Origin of the sequence: Acidisoma sp. (assembly GCF_035492295.1) — a bacterium.
GTDB lineage: Bacteria > Pseudomonadota > Alphaproteobacteria > Acetobacterales > Acetobacteraceae > Acidisoma.
On the sequence record NZ_DATJJK010000062.1, the window covers coordinates 11,309 to 32,076 of the forward strand.

The following is a 20,768-nucleotide window of genomic DNA, read 5'->3' on the forward strand; positions in this document are numbered from 1 at the left end:
GAACCCTTGTCGGATGCGATCTTCGTCGTCGGCTATTACCGAAGCGGAACCTCGGCTTTGTCGGGCACGCTGCAGACGCTGGGCGTCGCGCTGCACAACGATGCCAATCCGAATGAGCACAATCCGCGCGGCTTCTTCGAGATTCCGGAACTCATCGAATTCGACGTCGATCTCTTCGCGCGCCTCGGCCGGCAATGGACCGATCTGCGCAGCCTGGAGGAAGGGTGGAACAAGCGCGCCGACATGGCGGGTTTTCTGTCCCGCCTGGGTGAGATTCTGCGCCGGCGCTTTCAGGCCGAGCCGCTCTGGGGCATCAAGCATCCGCATATCTGCCGTTTGCTGCCGATCTATGAGGAGGCGGCAAAGCAGGCCGGCCACGCTATCCATGTCCTCCATATCAGCCGCGACCCCTGGACGGTCGCGGATAGCCAGCAGCGCAAGAACGGCCTTTCGCGCTCCCACGCCTTGCTGCTCTGGGTCTCCTACATGGTCTCGGCCGAACGCCATGCGCGGCACCTGCCGCGAAGCTGGCTGACCTACCGGGATCTCCTCAAGGAGCCGATCACGACGATCCGGCGCATCGAGGCGGATCTCGGCATTCCGCTCATCAGCCGCCGCCCGAACGCTCTGGCCCAGGCAAAATCCTTCCTGACAACGCAGCTCGACCGCAGCAAAGCCTTGTCACGGGAAGGACTGCTGCCCGGTCTGGACGGGCTCGTGGAGCGGCTGTGGCAGGCGTTGCAGGACAAGGAAACGGCGCCCAGCGTCTGGGACAGTTTCGCGTGCTCCTGCACCGAGCTCGTCGGTTTCGTCGCCGAGCTCGCGCAGAGCAAGGGCTCGGTCATGCCCTGGGTGTCGCAGCAGGGTGCTGGCGCAACGGGCGAGGCCGCCGGCGGTTCCGCCAGCTTGCGCCCGGCAGAGCGCCTCGATCCGGGCGGCCGCGCGCGCTTGCTCGCCCGCAAGGAGGCGCTGGAAGCGCAGGTCGGGCCCCTGCCGCGGGTGGCCGTGCTCATCGCCGCCCCGCCAAGCCGCGCCCATGCCGTGAACGAGACGCTGCAATCGCTGCGCAGCCAATGGCATCCGCCGAGTTCAATCCAGCTCATCACCACCGAAGAGATCGATTTGCCCGATTTGCCGACGATCCGGGCGGACGCGGAAGCGGGCGCGCTTACCATCAGGCTCTGTGCGGTCGCCAATGCCGTCCCGGAGGGGCTCGACTATGTCGCGATCCTCAATGCCGGCGACACCGTGGCCCCCGATGCCTGCTTACGCCTCGCCCTTGAGGCCCAGGCAAGCGCGGCCGACCTTATTTACACTGACGAAATCGTGCAGCGCGACATCGGCCCCTGGATTCGCCACAAGCCGGGCTGGGAGCCGACGCGACTGCGCCAATCTCCCTATATCGGCGACTGGGTGTGGTACCGGATGGAGGCGGTGCATCGGGTCGGCGGTTTTGACGCGGCGCTCGCAGGTGCCGAAGAATATGATCTTCAGCTGCGCCTGGCCGAGGCCGGGGGGCGCGTGGTCCGCCTCACCGAGGCGGTCTTCACGCGCAGCCCGCTCAGCCGGCGGGACAATATCCCGTCCACCATCTTCGTGACCCGTGCGGCGGAGGCGATCGCCAGCCATCTCGCCCGCATCGGCCAGGAGGCGCAGGTCGAATCCCGGCAGTACCAGGGCCTTTATCGCCATGTCCGAAAGGTTCCGGATGAAGGCACCACGACGATCCTGCTCTGTGACGGGGCGGAGATCGCCGGCATCGACCATTGGCTGCGCGACATTCTCTCATCCTCGGTCCTGACCGGGCCCATCATCCTCGCCGGCGCTGCGCTCGCGCCCCAGGTGGTGAGCTATTTCACCCAGGTCATCGAGAAGGAGGAGGCGCTGGAACACAAGGTCCTGGCCGTGCCGCCGGCCGATGGCATCGAGACCGGCGATGCGCTCGCCCAGGCATTGTTGCGTGTTGCGACGCCGCATGTGCTTATTCTTGATGCCCGTGGCCGCGCCATGAGCGGGGAATGGCAGGCCGAACTGCGTGCCCGCCTTGCCGATCCGCGGGTCGGGCTGGTCGGTGCTCGCGGCCTCTCGCCCCTGCTGGCGGATGCCAGCCGTTTCACGATCCAGGGTCCCATCGTGATCGGCGCGGATGCCCGGATGGGCGCCGGGCATCTCTCGGACGATCCCGGGCCAGGCGGCTGGCTGATGGTGGACCAGGAGGCGAGTGCCCTGGCGCCCCCCGCCCTGCTGGCGCGCGCCGCCGCACTCGCCGCTTGCCGTATTCCGAGCCTCTCGGGCGACGCGCTCTGGATCGACATCGGTGCGCAGTTACGTGTCGCCGGCCACGCCCTGGTGTGGACACCGGACGTGTCCTTCGCGATCCCCGGGCAGACCATCCGGCCCGACTTCGAAGGCCAGTTCCGCCGGGGAAGCGAGATCGCGCGCACACTGTCCTGGGAAGATCCGTTCCACCATCCTGCCCTGTCGCTGCATGGCGATCTTCTGACGGCGGAGCAGCATCCCGGACTGGTGCGCGCGGCGCCGGTCGATCCGGGCAATCTCCTCCTCAGCGGGCCGCCGGAAGCCGGCCTCGCCGTCTTCAATGCCGCACGTGCGCTCCGTACGGCCGGACTAATCGAGGCAAGTTGGACGCCAGAGATTGTGATGCCCGGGCAAGTCGGGCGCCGGGCGCCGAAGCTTTGGCTGCGGGTCAATCCGGCGGGGCCGGAGATTGCCGGCGCGCAGCCCTATGCTGCGATCTATACCCAGGCGCCGAAGCCGGAGGCTAAGCCAGCACTCGGCGCGGCTGAGGCCCTCTATGTCACTTCGCCCGGCATCGCCGGGAGCCTGCGCAAGCTGCTGCCGCCCAATCACCCCGTCACGCTCTGGCGCCCCACTTTGTCGCGCCCGCTCTGGACCGACTTCACAACCGCCAGCGGCATCAACAGCCGGCCGCGCATCCTCTGGATGGATGAAGGCATCACCCCCGCTTGGCTGGTCGACCTCATCAACGAAACGATGCAGCACGTCCTATGGATCGTCGTCGAGAAACCCGGCGCGACCTATGCCGGCTCCGTGACTTGCATCCGTCCGCCCGGCAGCGAGCAGGGCTGGGCGAGCGAACTCGCCTCCCTGGCGCCGCATCTCTGCATCCGGCCGGTCGACCGCGACGCGGATAGCCTGGCGGATCATTACCGCTGCCTGCTGGCGGCCGCGGCCGGTTGTCAGCTGCTGATAGACGAGCGGCTCGATTGCCCTCCGGCGCTCGGCGCGCAGCGCCTGCCCAATCGCTATGCCGCCTGGCAGCGCGCCGTGAGCCAGGCGGTGGCGGATCTGCACGGAACGATTGCCGCCGGGCAGGCCGCACGTGAGGCCTGTCTCGCGCTACCCGCGATCGAGGATGCGCCGCCGCCCTGGGCAGGCCTGACGCTGCCGGCCAGGGTCGGCCAACAGGCGGCGGAATGAACGCGCCGGGCGTCGCCAGGCTCCTGCGGCCCTGTCTGGGCCGTCGCGGGCTGGTTCTCGTCCTCGGACTGATGGCGATGCAGGCGCCCGAACCTGCCTTGGCGGCGAAACAGGACCCAGCGGCGGTCGCCGATGCCGTGCGCCGGGCTGTGGCGGCGACAGTGCCGGCCAACGCCGACATCATCCTTGGCCGTGTCTCCGGCGCGCAGCACATGGACGCCTGCACCCAACCGCTGAACGTCACCGTGACCGGCCAGGAACCCTATCTGCAGGCTGCAGCCGCCTGCCCGGCCCCGGCCTGGCGCCTCTATGTCAGCGTCACGGTGGACGCAAAGATGGCTGTGGTGGTGGTGGCACGGCCGATCCCGGCCGGCCAGAGCATCCAGGACGCCGACCTCGCTTTGCGGGAGGAGCCGCTTTCGCTCTATGCCGGGCGCCGGGTCTTCTACCAGCCAGGCGAGGTGACAGGCTCGATCGCCATCCTCACTTTGTCGCCGGGAACCATCGTGACAGGCAGCGCGGTTCAGCGGCCCTTCATCGTCCAGGCGGGCCAGATCATCATGGTCGACGTCATCAATGGCGCAGTCGATCTCACGCTCGATGCGCGGGCGGATCAAGCCGGCCGCCTCGGCGACCGGATCATGGTCACCAATCTCTCCAGCGGCAGGCATTTCCAGGCGGCGCTTACCGCATCCGGCGCAGTTGTCCAGCTCGGCCGGTAGAGGAGAGTTTCGGAAAAGTCTGAGCGAGCCCAGCGAATGAATGGGCACGACAACCCGAACGAAGGAGCTTTCGATGTCGGCCATCGGCTCAATTCTGACCAACCAGGGCGCCCTCAACGCCCTGAACTCAATCAGCCAGACCTCCAATACCAACAACAATCTGGAGCAGCAGCTCTCCAGCGGCCTCTCTATCAATTCTCCGGCCGACAATCCGGCGGGCTACATCACCGCGCAGGGCTTCACCTCGCAGTTGAACGGCCTCACTCAAGCAATTTCCAACGCCAATCAGGGTGTGAGCCTGCTGCAGACCGCGCAGGGCGCGCTGCAGCAGCAGATCGGCGTGACGCAACAGCTCAACTCCATTGCCGTGCAGGCAGCCAACGGCACTCAAAGCGCTTCGGACCGCCAGTCTCTGCAGTCCCTGGTAACGCAGCTCAATACGCAGATCACCAATACCGCGGCCCAGACCCAGTTCAACGGCGTCTCGCTGCTCGACGGCACCTTCAGCAACGTGCAGTTTCAGGTGGGCGCCTATTCCGGCCAGACGCTGAGCCTCTCCATCGGCAATACCGCCGCCAATTCGATCGGTATCAACCAGTCGAGCGCCTCGGCCACGGTCTACAACACCGAGAAGGGCGTTCTTTCCAATATCGCTTCCGCCGCGGCCACCACCGGCGCCTTCACCGCAGGCACGGTGAAATTCACGGGCAATAACGGCAATACCGGCTCGCTGACGGTCGCCGCCAACAGCTCCGCCGCCGGCCTTGCCACCAGCATCAACGCGCTTTCCTCCAAGACCGGCATTTCGGCCCAGGCGGTGAATACGACCACGCTCAAGGCTGCCAATGCGACGCCCGGCAGCGGTTTCGCCTTCAAAATCCAGGGCAGCGGCAGCACGACGCAAACCATCAATGCAGCCACTGTCTCGGCGCTTGCGGCGCAGATCAACGGCCAGACGGGGACAACGGGCATCACCGCCACCGTCTCCTCGGGCAGCGGCTCCATTAGTCTGACCCAGGCGAACGGGAAGAACATCAAGATCACCGCCGTCACCGCCGGCAGCCTCACCGCCTCCGGCCAGGGCACCGCGACGACCCTCAAAACCGGCGCCGGCACCGCGAGCGGTATCATCCAGGGCCAGGTTGAATTCCAGTCGAGCGCTGCTTTCAGTCTTTCAGGCGGCAGCTCGATCGGCCTCAACGGGGCATCGAAACTGACGTCTCTGTCTCAGATCAACGTCACCACCTCCTCGGGCGCGGATTCGGCGATCAATATCGTCAAATTTGCCCTCCAGGGCCTGAACAGCCAGGGCGGCGTTCTCGGCGCGGCGCAGCAGAGGCTGACCGCGACAATCGCCAACCTCAATACCAGCAGCCAGAACGTGACCAGCGCGCTGGGCGTGGTGCAGGACGCGAATATCCCGCAGGTCAGCAACCAACTCACCCAGGCGCAGATCCAGGCTCAGGCCGGGGTGGCCGCGCTCAAGAGTTCGACCACGCTGCAGCAGTCCTACCTGTCTCTGCTGCCGTAGTCGCCTCGCCGGCCGGGACCGGAGACGGTCCCGGCCGGCATCCTTTCGTGCAGCCATGAGGTGTTTCGATGACGGTCAGTTCTCTCAGTTCGGCAGCGGTGCAAAGCCAGATTGCGCTGTATCAGTCGCGGCTGCAGGCGCCGATCACCTCTTTGCAAACGCAGATCACAACGGACAATGCCCAGATCTCCGCCTGGGGCAGCATCAAAGGCAACATCTCCAGCCTGTCCACGGCTCTGGCCAAGATCAGCGATGTCGCCAGTCTCGCGACGCGCACCACGAGTTCGACCAGCAGCAGCACTGTCACGGCCGCCGCTACCAATAGCGCGCAGGTTGGCACCTACAGTGTCACCAATGTCTCGCTCGCCAAGGGCCAGACGATCTATTCCGGAATCAAGTCCAGCGGCGGAGCGTCCATCGGAGCGAGCGCGGGGTCTCTCACCTTCGTCCAGAATGGCAAGACCGAGACGATTTCCGTCGGTTCGGGCAGCCTCACCCTCAATGGGGTCGCGGGCGCGATCAACAAGGCGAAGGACGGTGTCGCCGCCTCCATCGTCAATACGGCCGGCGGCGCCCGGCTGGTCTTGCAAAGCAGTGCGACCGGCAGTTCCCAAGCTTTCTCCGTCGCGGGAACCGGGGCGCTTGCGACCTTCGACTACAATCCGAGCTCGGGGGCCAGCGGCTCCTGGACTGCAGCCCAAACCGCACGCAATGCGACGTTGAAGATCAACGGCGTGCCCATCTCGAATGCCACCAACTCGCTCTCCAGTGCAGTCACCGGTCTGTCACTGACCCTCGCGAGTTCCGGCAGCAGCACGGTGCAGGTCAGCCAGTCGAACGCGGCATTGACCAGCGCCCTTACCTCCGTCACCGCGTCACTCAACGCCGCGATCTCAGGCATTCAGACCCAGACGAAATATGTCGCCGCATCGGGCAGCGGGTCCACCGCCACCACCGCGCAAGCCGGCCCGCTGCTCGGCAATTTCACAGCGACGAATATCTCCTACAATCTCGTCAATGCCGTGGCCGGCGCGGCGGCCAGCGGCGTCACCTCGAACAGCATTGGCCTCACGGTCAACAGTTCGGGCCAAGTCAGTTTTGATAGCACAAAATTCAGCTCTGCCTATGCAAGCAATCCGACCGGCGTTCAGGCTCTCCTTTCGAAGATCTACGACAGCCTCAACAACACGACCAGCCTGGCACTGGGTGGTGACAATGGCAGCGGCAATATCGGTGCACAGACGACCTCTCTCAACAGTCAGGTTGCGACGATCAACGCCCAGATCACGCAGATCACCAAGCAGAACAACTCCGCCCTGTCTCTTCTGATCTCGCAATATACCCTGGCGGAGACGCAATCCACTCAGGCTCAGATCACGCAAGCCTATTTGAACATCTTCCTCACCAGCGGCTCCAGCACGGGATCGGCCTGATATCATGGATAAGACGATCTCCTATCGCGCGACGATGTTCGACGGTGAGCCCGACCTCGCCTGGCTTCGACCGGGCTGGCGCGCGCTGCGTCTCTATGCCCAGAAAGCCAAGGCCGCCATCGAAGATGGCGACACCGCGCTCAAGGCCGATATGATCAGCAGGGCCGATCAACTTCTGACGATCATGAGCGGCATCCTGGAAATCAACCCGGGAAGTATGCTCGGGTCCTCCCTCATGCGCATCTACAGCGCGTTGCGTCTTGCCCTGCTCGATGCCAACATGTCAAATACATGCGAGCCGTTGGTGGATTTCGATCGCGCCTTGCGCACCTTGGATGATGAATTCCTCAAACTGTCGGAAGGAGCGGCGGGAAGACGATGACTAATCGCATCAATGCCTATCCGCCGAGCCAGACCGATGCCGCCGCGGCCGACGCCGCGGCGTCCGCTGTTCGGTCGCAATCGAAGGACAAGCTTGCCCCGTCAACGCCAGCGGATAGCGGTGCCCCCGCGAGCGAAGCCGTCACCATCACTGACGGCGCCCGCGCTACCGCACAGCTTCTCGATCAGGCGCGCGCCGCCGACGGTGTCGACCATGCCTCCGTCACCCGGTTGAAGACGGCGATCCAATCCCAGAGCTATCACGTTGCGGCCGAACCGCTTGCTTCCTCAATCGTCTCCGCCATGGCGGAGATCAAGTCGTGAACGCCGAGATGACCGGGGTGGAGGCGCCCAGCCCGCCGCTCGGGCTCGAGAGGACGTTCGACGAGACCCTCACTTTGCTGGATGCGTTGAGCCGGGCGACGGACCGGCTGGACGAGGAATTGCTGACCGGCCGTCCGCATGCCATCGCCGAAGCTGCTGTCATGCTCGAGGCGAACCTCGCCAATTCTCACGCCGGTTTCGAGCGCTTTCGTACGGCGCTCGCCGCAGCCGGAGATGGACGGCTCGGCGCCACTGCGCGACGCCTGCATCAGAGCCCGCATCCCGAGCTTGGCATTCAACTCGATCGGATCGGGACGCGACTGATCCGCCTCGTGCGACGGAGCAGCGCCGGGCTGAAACGGGCCGAGGCCCTGGGCGCCGGTCTCTCCTCCTCGCTTCGAGTGCTGCGTGCCCTGGATGTCGTAAGCCAAGATCAGCTTCTGGCGGAAGCCTGAGGACGAGGGAGAAAGCCCATCACCGCTTCCCCGTCGCCGTCAGTCGAGAGGAAGCTGCGTCAATTCCAGAATGCGCAGGCCATAGCGGCCGCCGCCGAGGGAGACGACCTCCCCCGAGCCGAAATGCCGTCCACCCACGAAGACGGTCAGGCTGTCCTCAATCCCTTCGTCCAGCATGATGATTTCACCGACACGCAGCTTCTCGAGCGCTCCGACCGTCATGCTTGCCTGACCCAGTCGCACCGTGAAATCGACCAAAACATGATCCACCCGCGAGGCGCTTTCGGGCTCCTGCTCGTCCAGCGCACTTTGCATCTTCTGCAGGATGATGGGCGCCTTGGGTTTTTCGAGGGGACGCTGCGCGCGCGAGAGGAAGACGTCGCTATTCGTCGCCGCGACCGGACGGCAGCAGATGACCTTGTCCATCTGGCCATAATCGGTCGAGAGCACGTCGATGCCCCCGGTGTGACCGATGGCATGGGGCAGGATGCTGATGGGCAGGATTTGCTCACTCAGCAGGCGGCGGGCAATACCCAGCGGAATCTGCGTCCGCACAATGTCGAATTGCAGATCGAGCAAGGTTGCCGCCGTCAGACTGGCCATCGTGTCCGACCATCGGCGATCCACCAGACTCGGGCCGATCAGCCAGGTCTGCGCATTCACACGCGCTTCGAACGGTTCAAAGGCGGAATATGGCGCGATCGCGCGAATGGAGCCGATACCGAGCGACGTCTCGAAAATCCCGGTGGTCGAAATCATCCAATCCAGCTTGTCAGCAATCGCCAGCATGCTGACGGCGGTCTCGTATTGCACGATCTTCCAGTTCAGCGGCGTGAAGCTGCTCAGCACCTCGGCAATGCCCTCGAGGGTGAGCTCGATCATCTGCTTGCCGATGCGGGTTTCCATGACAGAAAGATCGTTACGGCTGGAGAAGTCCGAACTTGTCGCGCCGAACATGGCGTCAACGACGGTGCCGATCAGATCGCCTTCGACCGCGATGATGATACGGCCATGCAACGGCGCCATATCGGCGATACCGGCGAGCATAACATCCGGCAGGGCAGAGAGCGCGGAATCATGGCTGATCACGCCATTCACGCAGCTCAGAAGGGAAACAGGGCAGCGCATGCGCTGAGAGAGCGAAAAGGCGATCTTGCGCATGATTGGATCCGACAGCCCTTCCATCAGGGTGGAGCGCAGCTGCGGCGTCAGAGACGAGGCCAGGAGATCGAGTGTTTCGATCTCGGCCGAATCATCCAAAAAAGCCATGCCTGACGATATTCCTCCTCAAATCCGAAACGGTACGCATAGGCCCTAGACGTGATCACACGGCCGATTTTAACGAGTTGTAAACATCCATGTTGTTCAAGGTGTCGGCCTGGCCGATCTTCGTCCGAGGCACGGAATCGGGTTGCAAGGAGCGTTTATGATTTTTATGATATCGGTCGATATTTACTTGCCAGTTAATGCGCCCTTGGCGATCTCATTTAAAAACCCTTAACAGATATTTCTGCAGATCAAGCGCTTAAGATGCATATTTTGGTTCAGAAATAGTCAGCTTATCTCAATGCATCTTTCTGTAAACATCATGCCATCAGCATTTGCCGCGCTGAAGGTTCGTAACAGCGGGGAAGAGGCCACACGCAGATGGCGATAGTTCTTATTCTCGACGACTCTGCAGCGATGGTGATGAATCTCGCTCAGATTCTCTCCAAGGCCGGGCACGAGGTGACGACGGCCGGCAACGGCAAGGAGGGCATTACCGAACTCACTAACGGTCTGAAACCGGCTATCATCCTGACCGACCTCAACATGCCGGAGATGGATGGGATTGAATTCATCAAGGAGGCCCGCAAGGCCGCCGCGACGAAATTCACGCCGATCATCGTTCTCAGCGGTGAGGCGGATGGCCGCAAACGAGATGAGGCGCGGGCCGCCGGCGCTTCCGGCTGGCTGACCAAGCCGCCTCAGCCCAACCAGCTGCTCTATGTGGTCAAACAGCTGCTGCCGAACAAATAGACTCGTTTTCATGCGATATCGCAATGAACAGGATTCCTGCCAAGGAATCCTGCTTTTTTGTGCGTTATGGCCCCAGGGATCCGCCACCGTTTCTGCAAACCTCCTGATGGATCAGGGAAAATTAGGGAATGTCCTCCTATAAGGATGCCCACGGCCCGAGTTGGCGGCCCGTTTCAGGCGACCGGTCAAACCCTTTCTGACCCCAGCACCGGAGATCGCTGCCAGGACCGGCAAGAGCAGGATATCACGACCCGAGCCAATTCCGGCGCCACGCCGTAACCGCAACCATCATAGCCACCGCGCCCACGGCATCCCGCCGATCTTTTTCACCTCTAGTATGGGAGAGCCCCATCGAACCCCTGTCCCTACCCACGATTCTCGATCTGAAGGCCGCGGCGCAGTTGCAACAGGATTTCCTGGCCAAGCGCGGAACGGCCCTTCGGGTCGATGCCGGCAAGGTTGAGCGTGTCGGCGGTCTCTGCCTGCAGGTTCTCCTTGCGGCCCATGCGGCCTGGGCTGCCGACGGTCAGGATCTCGTTTTTGAAACAATGTCCGCGGAATTCCAGGCCGGTCTGGCCCTCCTCGGAGTGACACCCGAGATGCTTACTCAGGGAGAAGGATAGGAGCGATGGCTCTGACCGTGCTCACAGTCGACGATTCCCGCACGATGCGGGACATGTTGAAACATTCGCTCGTCGCGGCCGGCTTCCGTGTTCTGCAAGCCGAGGATGGATTGGATGGGCTCGAGGTGCTCAAGACCGAGAAGCCCGATGTGGTTGTGACCGACATCAATATGCCGCGTCTCGACGGTTTCGGTTTCATTGAGGCCGTTCGTAGCGATGCCGAACGGCGCACCATGCCGGTTCTCGTTCTCACCACCGAGGCCGATCCGGACAAGAAGAGCCGCGCGAAGGCGGCGGGCGCCACCGGCTGGATCGTCAAACCTTTCGATCCGGTCAAGCTCGTCGATGCCATTCGCCGCGTCGCGGCCTGAGGAGAGATCATGGCAGCGGACCCTATGGCTGAAATCCGCGAGGTGTTCTTCCAGGAATGCGAAGAACAACTCGGGGAGCTGGAGTCCGGCCTTCTCCAGATGGAGAATGGCAGCAAGGACGCGGAAACCGTCAATGCGGTGTTCCGGGCGGTGCATTCGATCAAGGGCGGTGCGGGCATCTTCGCCCTCGACGCTCTGGTGCGCTTCGCCCATGTCTTTGAGACCACGCTGGATGCGATCCGCGGCGGGCGCTTGGCGGCCGACCCTCCCATCATGGCGCTGTTGCTGAGGGCGGCCGACGCGCTCATGGATCTCGTCCGCGCAGCGCGCCAGGGCGAACCCATTTCCGACACCCAGACCCAGGACCTCGTTGCCGAATTCAACGCCCTGGCGGCAGGCAAGGCAGCGGCCCACGCGAAAGCGGAGGCGAAGCCCGCCGCTCCGCCACCCCCGCCGCCGGCACCCTCCGGGCCGCCCAAGCGCAGCTGGGTGATCCGCCTCACGCCCAAGCCACCGCTCTACGCCAAAGCGAACGAGACCGCCCTGCTGCTGCGCGAACTGTCCCTCCTCGGTGAGATCGAGGTCGAGGTCGATGCCAGCGGCCTGCCCGATCTCGCGGATATTGATCCGGAAGCCACCTATCTCAGTTGGAACATCGTTCTCTCGACCGACAAGGACAGCGCGGCCATCCGCGGCGTCTTCGATTTCGTCGAGGATGATTGCGACATCGAGATGTTCGAGCAGCCAGACTTCAGCTTCTTCGACGGTGGTAGCGAGCCTGAGGCGGAGGCCGCTCCGGCGGCCCCAGCCGGCGGGACAGAAAGCAACGCGCCTGCGCCCCCGGCCGCGCCCAATCCGGTGGAGACCATGGCCGCCCAGGCCGAGAACGCCTCCTCGGTTAGCCAGACGATCCGCGTCGATCTTGATCGCGTCGATCGGATGATCGATCTCGTGGGCGAGCTCGTCATCACCGAGGCCATGCTCAGCCAACGCGTGCTGGAGGCCGGCCTCGCCCGCACCTCGGCCGTCGCCATGGCGCTGGAAGAACTTGAGGCGCTGACCCGGGAAATCCAGGACAGCGTGATGGCGATCCGCGCCCAGCCGGTGCGCGCGGTATTCCAGCGCATGCCGCGCCTGGTTCGTGAATTGGCTGCCCATACTGGAAAACAGGTACGTCTGGTGACCGAGGGCGAAAGCACCGAAGTCGACAAGACGGTGATCGAGCGGATTGCCGATCCGCTCACCCATATGATCCGCAACGCAATCGATCATGGTCTGGAATCGACCGAGAAGCGTCTCGCCGCCGGCAAGTCGCCGGAGGGCCAGGTGCGGCTCACAGCCCTGCATCGCTCGGGACGCATCGTTATCGAGGTGGCGGACGACGGCGCGGGCATCAACCGTGCCCGTGTGAAGCAGAAGGCAATCGAAAACGGCCTCATCAACCCCGATGCCCAGCTGACCGACGACGAGACCGACAATCTTATTTTCCTGCCGGGCTTTTCCACCGCCAGCGAGATTTCGGATATCTCCGGACGTGGCGTGGGCATGGACGTTGTACGCCGCTCCGTGCAGGCCATGGGCGGCCGCATATCCATCACCTCGCGCCCGGGCCTCGGCTCCACCTTTACCCTCAGCCTGCCCCTCACTTTGGCGGTCCTCGACGGCATGGTCGTCAAGACATCCGATCAGACCCTCATCGTGCCGCTCGCCGCAGTTTTGGAAACGCTGCGTCCCAACATGAGCGACATCCATCCGCTGGACAATCGGACCTCGGTTCTCGCCCTGCGCGGCGGCTACGTTCCGATGGTTGATGTCGCCGAGGCACTGGAATTCGGCAACCATACCACCCCGCCGGATCAATGCGTGGCGCTACTGGTGGAAAGCGAGGGTGGTAATCGGGCCATTCTTCTGGTCGACGAAATCCAGGGCCAACGCCAGGTTGTCATCAAGAGCATCGAGGCGAATTACCGCGCTGTGTACGGCATTGCCGCCGCAACGGTCATGGGTGACGGACATGTCGCTCTCATTCTCGATGTCGACACCATCGTCTCCGCGACACGGGATTCGGGTCGGACGGATTTCAATCGCTCCATCTCTCAGGTCTTTTGAATGGGCCCCGCCATGGACCTCGACAAAACCGACGCCAAGATTCATGAGCTCATTGCCTTCCGGGTCGGAAAGCAGGAGTTCAGCATCAACGTCACCTCTGTCCGAGAGATACGTGGCTGGACCTCCGCCACGATTCTTCCCAAGGCACCGCGCTACATCCGTGGTGTCATCAACCTTCGTGGTGCGGTTCTGCCGATCGTCGATTTCGCGGTGCGGCTCGGCCTGCCGACCGCGGAACCCACGGCGCGCAATGTCATCATCGTCGTGCAAATCGAGCAGAAGCAGATCGGTCTTCTGGTGGATGCTGTCTCGGACATCATCACCCTCAATCACAACAGCATCCAGCCGACGCCGGACGTCTCATCGGATGCCGTCAGCACCTTCCTGCGCGGCCTGTTGCCGGTGGACGGGCGCATGATCAGCCTGGTCTCGCTCGACAACGTTCTTCCTCCCGAAAGTGCCGTGGCCGCATGATGGGCAACAGCGACCGCATCGTCAGCGATGGCGAGTTCCACCTCAGCAGTGCCGATTTCAACACCATTGCCGGCATTCTCCTTTCGGAGGTTGGAATTTCGCTCGGCGAGAACAAGGTCAACCTCGTCTATTCCCGCCTCGCCAAACGATTGCGCGCTCTGCGATTGACCAGCTTCCGCGACTATTGCGCGCTGGTCTCCGGCCCGGAAGGCGAAAGGGAGCGGGGCGAAATGATCGCAGCGCTCACCACCAACGTCACCCGCTTCTTCCGCGAACCGCATCACTTCGAGCATCTCAAAACCGAAATCCTGCCCGCGGCGCTGCAATTCGCCAAGAAGGGGGGGCGCGTACGACTATGGTCGGCAGCCTGCTCCAGCGGCCAGGAGCCTTACTCGATGGCCATGACAATCCTGTCCCTCATGCCAGAGGCCCATCGGCACGATATCAGGATTCTCGCGACCGATGTGGACCCGAACATGATCGCCTTCGGTCAGGCCGGCATTTATCAGTCGGCCGCGCTTGAATCCATACCCGGTGCCCTCCGTTCCCGCTGGTTCACCAATCTCGGCTCAGGCGACATGCAGGCGGGGGACGAATTGCAGTCCCTCGTCTCCTTCAGAAAACTCAACCTGATCGGCAACTGGCCGATGAGTGGGCGCTTCCACGCGATCTTCTGCCGCAATGTCGTTATCTATTTCAATCAGGAGACGCAGTCGCGGATCTGGGAACGGATCGCGCCACTGCTCGATCCGAACGCCGCGCTCTATATCGGGCACTCTGAACGGGTGAGCGGACCGGCTGAACGGCTTCTTAAGAGTGACGGGATAACAACCTATCGGCTCGTCACCCGCTCTGCAGGCCCGTCATGACCGTACGCGTCCTCATCGTCGATGATTCGCCCACCATGCGCGGCGTGATTGCCGCCCGGCTGCGCTCCGACCCGGAGATCCAGGTCGTCGGCCAGGCGGCGGATCCGCATGAAGCGCGCCAAGCCATCAAACAGCTCAATCCCGATGTCGTGACACTCGACATCGAGATGCCGAACATGGATGGCATCGCCTTCCTCGACAAGATCATGCGGCTGCGGCCGACGCCCGTCATTATGATCTCAACGCTGACGCAGCGGGGCGCAGATATCAGCCTCAAAGCGCTCGAGATCGGCGCCTTTGATTGCATCCCCAAGCCGAGCGGGGGCAATTCAGAGGAATTCGACCAGCTCCCTGAGAAGGTCAAGGCGGCCGCGGGCTCGCGCCGGCGCATGCGCGCCTTGGTACCCCCCACCCGCGCCGAGCGCGAGCAATTCGTGCCAGACGACCGCATCATCGCCATCGGTGCCTCCACCGGCGGCGTCGAGGCGCTGATCACCGTCCTCTCCGACTTTCCGGAGAATTGCCCGCCGACCATCATCACCCAGCACATGCCGGCAACCTTCACGCGCAGCTTCGCAGCCCGACTGAACAATATCTGCCCCGCAACGGTGACCGAGGCGAGCGACGGCGCCCCCCTGCTTCCGGGCCGCATCTATCTCGCCCCCGGCGATACTCATCTGGAACTGGTCAACAAGACGCCGCTGCGCTGCCGGTTGACCGATGCGCCAAAGGTGAACGGCCATCGCCCATCCGTCGAAGTGATGTTCGCTTCCGTTTTGCGCAGCGTCCGAAGCCGCGCCATCGGCGTGATCCTCACCGGCATGGGACGAGACGGGGCTGACGGTCTCCTCGCCATGCGCCAGGCCGGCTGCGATACCATCGGGCAGGACGAGATGAGCAGTGTCGTCTACGGCATGCCGCGCGTTGCCTATGAAATTGGAGCCGTCGCCAAGCAACTGCCCCTGGAGCAAATCGGCAGCCGGATCATTCGCCTGGCCAATGCGCATCATCTGGCGGCACGACGCGCATGAGCAAAGGCTTTCCGACCGCTGATGGCCAGTTGCGCATCCACGTCGTTCAAGGCGAGCAACATGTCGACAACAATCCGGATGCGGTGTTGACGACCATCCTCGGCTCCTGCATCGCGGCCTGCATCTGGGATCCGATCAGCGGCTATGGCGGTATGAACCATTTCCTGCTGCCCGGGGACGAAGGCCAGGCCCTGGAGCCGCGCTCCAGCAGCCCCTCTGCCCGCTATGGCGTTTATGCCATGGAACTCCTCGTCAATGCGCTGCTTCGCCGCGGTGCCCGGCGCGAATCGTTGCAAGCCAAACTGTTCGGGGGCGCCCGCATGATCCGCGGCCTCACCGATGTCGGCAATCTCATTGCAAGCTTCGCGGAAAAATTCCTCCAGGCTGAAGGTATTCCCGTCGCAGGCGGCAGTCTGCGCGGCAATCAGGGCCGCAGGGTTCAGTTTTGGCCGACCAGCGGCCGTGCCCGCCAGGTTTTGCTGAAGGGAGAAGCCGATTCCCTATTCCAGACCGAATACCAGACCTCTGTCTCGAAGACGCCGAGCCAGACGGGCGCCATCGAACTCTTCTAGCGAAAGCTGCCTCATGGATGATTCCACTCAGCTTGTTGCAATTATGGAGGCGATCGCCAAAGAACTCGGCGAGTTGGGCTCGACGATCGACCGGTTGCAGACGATGCTGAGCCCCGCCCTCTTCGAAATTGCGACCAATAGCGATTATGTGCGCAACGTCCAGACACTTGATCTCACCTCACAGCGTTTGAACGAAATGTCCACCTTCATCTTCTCGCTCAATCACGCCGTGCCGCGGGACTGTCTAGTTAACTCTTCCTCCGCACTGAGCGAGGTAAAGCTGGCGGCGCTAGCTCACCGTCTGATGGGGGAAGAAGCGGACCCGGACGAGCAGGTCTCCGGCGATCTCGATCTCTTCTGACGCAGGTGTTTCCTTCTATCGGAGTGACAGATGTCCGCCATGTCCAAACATCAAACCGCTGACTACAGACCTGCCAGCGATACGGGCAATCAGCTCCTTTCGGTCCGCGTGGGCGACCAGGAATTCGCCATGACGATCATGGCGATCCGCGAAATACGTGGCTGGATCAACTCCACCCCGCTGCCCCACGCCCCCCTTTATATCAAGGGCATGATCAATTTGCGCGGCACCGTTCTCGCCATTGTTGATCTCGCCCTGCGCCTGGGCTTGTCCAGCCGTGAGCCGACCGCGGCGTCGGTCGTCGTCGTGGTTGAGATGGGCGACAAGGCCGTAGGCCTGCTGGTGGATGCGGTGTCCGACATCATCACCGTCACGGATCAGATGCGACAGATCACGCCCGATACTGGCGATGCTGTCTCTCGCGCCTATGTCGAGAGCCTCATCATGCTCAATGACCGCATCATCGGCATTCTTTCCTTGCCCGCCGTCATCCCGCAGGAGCAGGTCATGGCGCTCGAATTGCAGGAGGCGTGACGCTCGGCGTCATTGTCAGGCGGCGAGACCGGCCAGCCAGTCTGTAGCGCGATCGTCGGCGCCGGACGGCAAGGCAGCGGCAGGGTCCCGCAGCCATTGCACCACGTCATGGGTGACAATCCCACCGGCGCGATCCCGGTGTAAAAGATGATAGCCGTCCGGATAGAAGGCGAAGACGCGCTCCCCTGGCCTGGCAGCCCGTTCCCGCCGCCAACAGGCCGCCATCGCCCGTTTCGGTACCAGCCGGTCCTTGCCGCCATACAGGAAGAGCGTCGGGGCACGGCGCCCGCCCGCAGTCTCCAGCGCCGTATCCATGAGGTCGGCAAGACCCTTAATGGAGCGGATGCTGGCGGAGGGACGCCCCAGGCTCGGATGCTGCATCCGCCGCAGCGCTTCCTGATTATCCGTCGGCTTGATGCCGAGCCGATCCGCACGCAGGCGGAGCCAGGGCACGGTCTTATGCGCCCACCACAGAGAGAGGCGATGCGCCGTTGCCATTTCGCGCCGCCCCCAAACGGCGGGAGCGCTGAGTACGAATCCCTCCACACCCAGTTTTCGGCGGCGTGACGCCAGCACCATCAGGATCGCGGCGCCCATGCTCTCGCCAGCCAGGAACAGTCGTGCCTCTGGAAAGCGCGCGCGAACCTCCGTCACCATTGCTTCGGCATCAGCCACCAGCCGGTCCGTGCCGTGCCACTGCCCACGGCCGGAGGCGGCCCCGAAGCCACGCTGATCCGGCGCGATGAGGGCGATCCCGGCCTTCTGGAAATGGATGGCCGGTGCCTCCCAGCCGTCCGCGCTGTCATTGATGCCGTGGAGCGCGAGGACCACGGTATGCGGGCGGCCCTCGGGCAGCCATTCCCGGTAGGGCAGGATCGCCCCATCCTCCATGACGAAGGCACCGCTGATCGCGCGTGGCCGCAGCGGCCGGCGCTGGCCCATGCCGAACCGGATGCCCGGCCACGACGCGGTGGAAGAGGATGGATGCGGGAGGAAGTCCTGAGCGTTCATCGTCCTCCCTGGCTATCATTCCCAGGCCGGGAGGCAAATGAAATTGCCATCAGATTGTCACATGCCCCCCATGCCGCCGCCTGCGCCGGACGCCGCCCGCCCGGCGCAGGCGGCCGTCAGCCCTCTTCCGGCAAATAAAGGCTGTGGCCTCTGGCCCGAAATTCCTGGCTTTTCTCGGCCAATCCGGCCAATCGCTCGGCATCGGCGCGCAGGTCCTGGCTGATGCGCATGGAGCAGAATTTCGGCCCGCACATGGAGCAGAAATGCGCGGTCTTATGAGCTTCCTTTGGCAAGGTCGCGTCATGGAAGGCACGCGCCGTATCGGGATCGAGCGAAAGGTTGAACTGATCCTCCCAGCGAAATTCGAAGCGCGCCCGGCTCACCGCATCATCCCGCAACCGCGCTGCCGGATGGCCTTTGGCGAGGTCCGCGGCGTGAGCCGCAATCCGGTAGGTAATGACGCCGGTCTTGACGTCGTCTCGGTCGGGCAGGCCGAGATGCTCTTTCGGGGTGACGTAGCAGAGCATGGCGGTGCCGAACCAGCCGATCATCGCGGCACCGATCGCCGAGGTAATGTGGTCGTAGCCGGCGGCAATATCGGTCGTCAGCGGCCCCAGCGTGTAGAAAGGCGCTTCCCCGCAGTCGCGCAGCTGCTTTTCCACGTTCACGCGGATCTTGTGCATGGGCACATGGCCGGGCCCTTCGATCATAACCTGGCAACCATGCACCCAGGCGATTTTGGTCAGCTCCCCCAGCGTCTCCAATTCCGCGAACTGTGCCGCATCATTGGCATCGGCGATGGAGCCGGGCCGCAGCCCGTCACCCAATGAGAAGGACACGTCGTAGCGACGCATGATTTGGCAGATATCGGCGAAATGTTCGTAGAGAAAGCTTTCACGATGATGCGCCAGGCACCAGCGCGCCATGATCGATCCGCCGCGCGAGACGATGCCAGTGACCCGGCCCGCCGTCAGCGGCACGTGATGCAGTCGGACGCCGGCATGGATGGTGAAATAATCCACTCCCTGCTCCGCCTGTTCGATCAGCGTGTCGCGGAAAACCTCCCAGCTCAGTTTTTCCGGTTCGCCACCCACCTTCTCCAGCGCCTGATAGATCGGCACCGTGCCAATGGGCACCGCGGCATTGCGCAGAATCCAGCCGCGGATGTTGTGAATATTCCGCCCCGTAGAGAGATCCATGACGGTGTCCGCGCCCCAGCGGGTGGCCCAGACCAGCTTCTCTACCTCCTCCGCGACTGAGGAAGTGACGGCCGAATTGCCGATATTGGCATTCACCTTGACCAGGAAATTCCGCCCAATAATGACGGGCTCGAGTTCCGGATGATTGATATTGGCGGGGATGATGGCGCGACCCGCCGCAATTTCGGCGCGCACGAAGTCGGGCGTGATGAAATCCGGAATGGCCGCACCGAAATCCTCTCCGTCCGCCCGACGCGCCGAAGCGCCCGGCACGGCCCGCGCACGTCCGAGATTTTCGCGATGGGCGACGAAGCGCATCTCCTGGGTGATGAGGCCGGCGCGCGCGTATTCGAGCTGGGTGACACGCTGCACGGCGCCGCCCACCCGCACCGCGTGCGCGGCCGGACAGGGGGAAACCAGATGGCGGCCCTCTGCGAAACCGTTATCCTCCGGCTTCACGCTGCGGGCTTCGGCTTCGGCGAAGCCCCGCGCCGCAATCCAGCCCTCCCGCAGACGTGGCAGCCCCTGGCCGAGGTCGATCGCGACCTCAGGATCGGTATAGGGGCCGGAGGTGTCGTAAACCCGCAGCGGCTCTTCCCGCGCCGAAGGGTCGAGCGCGATCTCACGGAAGGGCACGCGGATATCGGGAAAATCCTCAGGCGCCGAATGGCATTTTCTGGACCCGGCAATCGGGCCCGTGGTGACGGTGTGGGGAGTGGCGAGATCGTCTGGCATCGAAACACCTCCTCGCCGTGCGAGAAGATGGGCGGAAGAATGGTGACGCAGGGGCGCTCCCTCTTCCGTACCAGTCCCTCCGCCGGCATGATCCGGATCAGGTTCCCCGGCGCAGCCCTGGGAGGCTTTTGCCGGCAGGGTCACCGCGCTGCATCCATCCCGGATGGCCTAGCGGAATCTCAGCCCCTTGGCGGGGCCCCCCTTGGTAAGGACCAGCATTGCGAGCCTCGGCCTCTTATGTCAACCAGAAGCCCGCAGCACGGAAGCAAGGCCGATGAAGATCACCGCCATCACCGCCTGGGCGATTGACCTGCCGCTCAAGGAAGGCCGCTACAGCTGGTCCAACGGTAATTTTGTCGAGGTCTTCGACACGACCGTGGTCGCGGTCGAAACCGACGCCGGCATCACCGGCTATGCCGAATGCTGCCCCCTCGGCTCCGCCTATCTCCCGTCCTATGCCCGCGGCGTACGCGCGGGCCTCACCGAAATCGGACCCCGGCTGATCGGCCTCGATCCCACCAATCTTTGGGCGATCAACCGGGCGATGGACGC

20 protein-coding genes and 1 pseudogene are annotated in these 20,768 nt (G+C 63.5%); 18 read left to right on the plus strand and 3 right to left on the minus strand.

The features are described 5' to 3' along the window. Positions 1-6 precede the first annotated feature (6 nt). The 7 genes from VL752_RS04675 to VL752_RS04705 all read left to right on the plus strand — a co-directional run bounded on the left by VL752_RS04675 (position 7) and on the right by VL752_RS04705 (position 8,308). Positions 7-3,462, plus strand: coding sequence for a sulfotransferase (locus VL752_RS04675; protein ID WP_325352661.1), 3,456 nt, complete (start codon positions 7-9; stop codon positions 3,460-3,462). Further along, positions 3,459-4,184, plus strand: coding sequence for a flagellar basal body P-ring formation chaperone FlgA (gene flgA, locus VL752_RS04680; protein ID WP_325352664.1), 726 nt, complete (start codon positions 3,459-3,461; stop codon positions 4,182-4,184). The genes VL752_RS04675 and flgA overlap by 4 nt, the downstream gene beginning before the upstream one ends. Positions 4,185-4,257: 73 nt before the next feature. Beyond that, complete coding sequence (locus tag VL752_RS04685) at positions 4,258-5,715, plus strand: flagellin (RefSeq protein WP_325352666.1); 1,458 nt, start codon at positions 4,258-4,260, stop codon at positions 5,713-5,715. Between the two features lie 68 nt (positions 5,716-5,783). Beyond that, positions 5,784-7,148 (plus strand): flagellar filament capping protein FliD, encoded by a 1,365-nt coding sequence (gene fliD / locus VL752_RS04690; RefSeq protein WP_325352668.1) that lies wholly within the window; start codon positions 5,784-5,786, stop codon positions 7,146-7,148. A gap of 4 nt (positions 7,149-7,152) precedes the next feature. After that, positions 7,153-7,530 (plus strand): flagellar protein FliS, encoded by a 378-nt coding sequence (locus VL752_RS04695; protein ID WP_325352670.1) that lies wholly within the window; start codon positions 7,153-7,155, stop codon positions 7,528-7,530. Continuing rightward, positions 7,527-7,853: a flagellar biosynthesis anti-sigma factor FlgM gene (locus tag VL752_RS04700; RefSeq protein ID WP_325352672.1), complete on the plus strand. Its 327-nt coding sequence runs from the start codon at positions 7,527-7,529 to the stop codon at positions 7,851-7,853. Before VL752_RS04695 ends, VL752_RS04700 begins: the two co-directional genes overlap by 4 nt. After that, positions 7,850-8,308: a hypothetical protein gene (locus VL752_RS04705; RefSeq protein WP_325352674.1), complete on the plus strand. Its 459-nt coding sequence runs from the start codon at positions 7,850-7,852 to the stop codon at positions 8,306-8,308. The genes VL752_RS04700 and VL752_RS04705 overlap by 4 nt, the downstream gene beginning before the upstream one ends. 39 nt (positions 8,309-8,347) lie before the next feature. Here VL752_RS04705 and VL752_RS04710 read toward each other — a convergent pair whose 3' ends face one another. Beyond that, positions 8,348-9,577, minus strand: coding sequence for a FliM/FliN family flagellar motor switch protein (locus VL752_RS04710; protein ID WP_325352676.1), 1,230 nt, complete (start codon positions 9,575-9,577; stop codon positions 8,348-8,350). Between the two features lie 378 nt (positions 9,578-9,955). Between VL752_RS04710 and VL752_RS04715 the strand changes: the two genes are divergently transcribed. The 10 genes from VL752_RS04715 to VL752_RS04760 all read left to right on the plus strand — a co-directional run bounded on the left by VL752_RS04715 (position 9,956) and on the right by VL752_RS04760 (position 17,271). Then, positions 9,956-10,327 carry a response regulator gene (locus VL752_RS04715; RefSeq protein WP_325352678.1) on the plus strand — a complete coding sequence of 124 codons (372 nt, stop codon included), beginning with the start codon at positions 9,956-9,958 and terminating at the stop codon, positions 10,325-10,327. A gap of 401 nt (positions 10,328-10,728) precedes the next feature. Further along, positions 10,729-10,950 (plus strand): STAS domain-containing protein, encoded by a 222-nt coding sequence (locus VL752_RS04720; RefSeq protein WP_325352680.1) that lies wholly within the window; start codon positions 10,729-10,731, stop codon positions 10,948-10,950. A 5-nt stretch (positions 10,951-10,955) separates the two neighbouring features. Continuing rightward, positions 10,956-11,321: a response regulator gene (locus VL752_RS04725; RefSeq protein WP_325352683.1), complete on the plus strand. Its 366-nt coding sequence runs from the start codon at positions 10,956-10,958 to the stop codon at positions 11,319-11,321. Positions 11,322-11,330: 9 nt separating this feature from the next. After that, positions 11,331-13,430, plus strand: coding sequence for a chemotaxis protein CheA (locus tag VL752_RS04730; RefSeq protein WP_325352685.1), 2,100 nt, complete (start codon positions 11,331-11,333; stop codon positions 13,428-13,430). Positions 13,431-13,442: 12 nt separating this feature from the next. Continuing rightward, the gene (locus VL752_RS04735; RefSeq protein WP_325352687.1) at positions 13,443-13,904 is read left to right on the plus strand and encodes a chemotaxis protein CheW; all 462 of its coding nucleotides are present in this window, start codon (positions 13,443-13,445) and stop codon (positions 13,902-13,904) included. After that, positions 13,901-14,773, plus strand: a complete 873-nt coding sequence (locus VL752_RS04740) for a CheR family methyltransferase (RefSeq protein ID WP_325352689.1) — start codon at positions 13,901-13,903, stop codon at positions 14,771-14,773. Before VL752_RS04735 ends, VL752_RS04740 begins: the two co-directional genes overlap by 4 nt. After that, positions 14,770-15,804, plus strand: a complete 1,035-nt coding sequence (locus VL752_RS04745) for a protein-glutamate methylesterase/protein-glutamine glutaminase (RefSeq protein WP_325352691.1) — start codon at positions 14,770-14,772, stop codon at positions 15,802-15,804. The genes VL752_RS04740 and VL752_RS04745 overlap by 4 nt, the downstream gene beginning before the upstream one ends. Continuing rightward, positions 15,801-16,376, plus strand: a complete 576-nt coding sequence (locus VL752_RS04750) for a chemotaxis protein CheD (RefSeq protein ID WP_325352693.1) — start codon at positions 15,801-15,803, stop codon at positions 16,374-16,376. Before VL752_RS04745 ends, VL752_RS04750 begins: the two co-directional genes overlap by 4 nt. Positions 16,377-16,389: 13 nt before the next feature. Then, positions 16,390-16,737 (plus strand): hypothetical protein, encoded by a 348-nt coding sequence (locus tag VL752_RS04755; RefSeq protein ID WP_325352695.1) that lies wholly within the window; start codon positions 16,390-16,392, stop codon positions 16,735-16,737. 39 nt (positions 16,738-16,776) lie between these two features. After that, complete coding sequence (locus tag VL752_RS04760; RefSeq protein WP_325352696.1) at positions 16,777-17,271, plus strand: chemotaxis protein CheW; 495 nt, start codon at positions 16,777-16,779, stop codon at positions 17,269-17,271. A 15-nt stretch (positions 17,272-17,286) separates the two neighbouring features. On the opposite strand, the gene VL752_RS04765 is transcribed toward VL752_RS04760, so the two are convergent. Next, positions 17,287-18,282 (minus strand): alpha/beta fold hydrolase, encoded by a 996-nt coding sequence (locus tag VL752_RS04765; RefSeq protein WP_325352698.1) that lies wholly within the window; start codon positions 18,280-18,282, stop codon positions 17,287-17,289. A 116-nt stretch (positions 18,283-18,398) separates the two neighbouring features. Beyond that, positions 18,399-20,216, minus strand: coding sequence for a phosphomethylpyrimidine synthase ThiC (gene thiC / locus VL752_RS04770; protein WP_325352700.1), 1,818 nt, complete (start codon positions 20,214-20,216; stop codon positions 18,399-18,401). Positions 20,217-20,490: 274 nt separating this feature from the next. On the opposite strand from thiC, the pseudogene VL752_RS04775 reads away from it, so the two are divergent. Further along, a pseudogene (locus tag VL752_RS04775) lies at positions 20,491-20,768 on the plus strand (hypothetical protein); the annotation flags it as partial.

Excerpts from the sequence above, each read along its gene's own strand:
- fliD (WP_325352668.1), top strand. The coding sequence starts at position 5,784 with ATGACGGTCAGTTCTCTCAGTTCGGCAGCGGTGCAAAGCCAGATTGCG.
- VL752_RS04725 (WP_325352683.1), top strand. The coding sequence starts at position 10,956 with ATGGCTCTGACCGTGCTCACAGTCGACGATTCCCGCACGATGCGGGAC.
- VL752_RS04685 (WP_325352666.1), top strand. The coding sequence starts at position 4,258 with ATGTCGGCCATCGGCTCAATTCTGACCAACCAGGGCGCCCTCAACGCC.
- VL752_RS04755 (WP_325352695.1), top strand. The coding sequence starts at position 16,390 with ATGGATGATTCCACTCAGCTTGTTGCAATTATGGAGGCGATCGCCAAA.
- VL752_RS04735 (WP_325352687.1), top strand. The coding sequence starts at position 13,443 with ATGGACCTCGACAAAACCGACGCCAAGATTCATGAGCTCATTGCCTTC.
- VL752_RS04730 (WP_325352685.1), top strand. The coding sequence starts at position 11,331 with ATGGCAGCGGACCCTATGGCTGAAATCCGCGAGGTGTTCTTCCAGGAA.
- VL752_RS04740 (WP_325352689.1), top strand. The coding sequence starts at position 13,901 with ATGATGGGCAACAGCGACCGCATCGTCAGCGATGGCGAGTTCCACCTC.
- VL752_RS04710 (WP_325352676.1), bottom strand. The coding sequence starts at position 9,577 with ATGGCTTTTTTGGATGATTCGGCCGAGATCGAAACACTCGATCTCCTG.
- VL752_RS04750 (WP_325352693.1), top strand. The coding sequence starts at position 15,801 with ATGAGCAAAGGCTTTCCGACCGCTGATGGCCAGTTGCGCATCCACGTC.
- VL752_RS04760 (WP_325352696.1), top strand. The coding sequence starts at position 16,777 with ATGTCCAAACATCAAACCGCTGACTACAGACCTGCCAGCGATACGGGC.
- VL752_RS04765 (WP_325352698.1), bottom strand. The coding sequence starts at position 18,282 with ATGAACGCTCAGGACTTCCTCCCGCATCCATCCTCTTCCACCGCGTCG.
- VL752_RS04715 (WP_325352678.1), top strand. The coding sequence starts at position 9,956 with ATGGCGATAGTTCTTATTCTCGACGACTCTGCAGCGATGGTGATGAAT.
- thiC (WP_325352700.1), bottom strand. The coding sequence starts at position 20,216 with ATGCCAGACGATCTCGCCACTCCCCACACCGTCACCACGGGCCCGATT.
- flgA (WP_325352664.1), top strand. The coding sequence starts at position 3,459 with ATGAACGCGCCGGGCGTCGCCAGGCTCCTGCGGCCCTGTCTGGGCCGT.
- VL752_RS04700 (WP_325352672.1), top strand. The coding sequence starts at position 7,527 with ATGACTAATCGCATCAATGCCTATCCGCCGAGCCAGACCGATGCCGCC.
- VL752_RS04745 (WP_325352691.1), top strand. The coding sequence starts at position 14,770 with ATGACCGTACGCGTCCTCATCGTCGATGATTCGCCCACCATGCGCGGC.
- VL752_RS04695 (WP_325352670.1), top strand. The coding sequence starts at position 7,153 with ATGGATAAGACGATCTCCTATCGCGCGACGATGTTCGACGGTGAGCCC.